The 1,000-nt window shown below is 59.9% G+C and carries 2 protein-coding genes; both read left to right on the forward strand.

Annotated elements, in window-relative coordinates; all coding sequences use genetic code 11:
* Positions 1-566 (forward strand): plasmid recombination protein (locus QZH66_RS16925; protein WP_305807019.1); only part of this gene is annotated, 566 nt, incomplete at its 5' end.
* A partial coding sequence (locus QZH66_RS16930) for a hypothetical protein (protein WP_305807020.1) occupies positions 563-1,000 on the forward strand: 438 nt, incomplete at its 3' end. The genes QZH66_RS16925 and QZH66_RS16930, both read left to right, overlap by 4 nt.

Here is a 1,000-nt window from a genome sequence, read left to right on the forward strand (position 1 = left end):
GAGTCAAAAAACTCAAAGGCGGCAGCATCATCACACTGGCTGCGCGGCACAACAAGCGCGAGATTCAGGCAGAGCTGGGCGCGGGGGGCTCTATCGACCCGACACGCGCACGCTTGAATTACGCCCTTGCCGGGCCTGCTGGCGCTGCTGATGTGGGTCACCTGGCCAAAGAGCTGATGGCGCAGGCTGGCGTGGACAAGCTGCGCAAAGATGCGGTGATGGGGTTGGAGTTCGTTTTCAGCCTGCCAGTGGGCACGGCCATTGATGACCGGGCTTACTTCACCGCCTGCACCGAATGGGCCTGCACTGCCTTCGGTGGCGTTGTTCTGAGCGCCCAGGTGCACCATGACGAAGCCGCGCCGCATTGCCACATCCTGATGCTGCCGCTGATAGATGGCCGCATGAATGGGAATAAGGCCATCGGTGGCAAGCAAAAGCTGATGGCGCTGCAAAAGCAATTCAATGCCGAGGTGGCTGGCAAGTTTGGCCTGAGCAAGGCACCTGCACGGCTGTCTGGCACAGCAAAGCAGGCAGGGGCAAAGGCGGTGTTGCNGATGGCCGCATGAATGGGAATAAGGCCATCGGTGGCAAGCAAAAGCTGATGGCGCTGCAAAAGCAATTCAATGCCGAGGTGGCTGGCAAGTTTGGCCTGAGCAAGGCACCTGCACGGCTGTCTGGCACAGCAAAGCAGGCAGGGGCAAAGGCGGTGTTGCAAAAGCTGCGCCAGACCGGCGACAGCGCTTTGCAAAGCAGTGCATGGGCCGTCATCCGTGATGCCGTGGAGCGTGACCCTGGCCCGTTCATGCTGGCGCTGGGCATCGAGCTGGTCACCCCAAAAAAGCCGGGCCGGACGATGGCGCAAATCTTCACATCCAAGGGCAAGGGCAAAGCAAAAGAGCCGCCAAACGCTATAGCCTTTCCGCCTTCCAAGGAGCCAAACCCTATAGGGCTCACGTCAAACGCTATAGCCTTTGCACCGCCTGAAAAAGGGCAAAGGCTA

It is taken from the genome of Stenotrophomonas sp. YIM B06876 (assembly GCF_030711595.1).
Taxonomy (GTDB): domain Bacteria; phylum Pseudomonadota; class Gammaproteobacteria; order Xanthomonadales; family Xanthomonadaceae; genus Stenotrophomonas.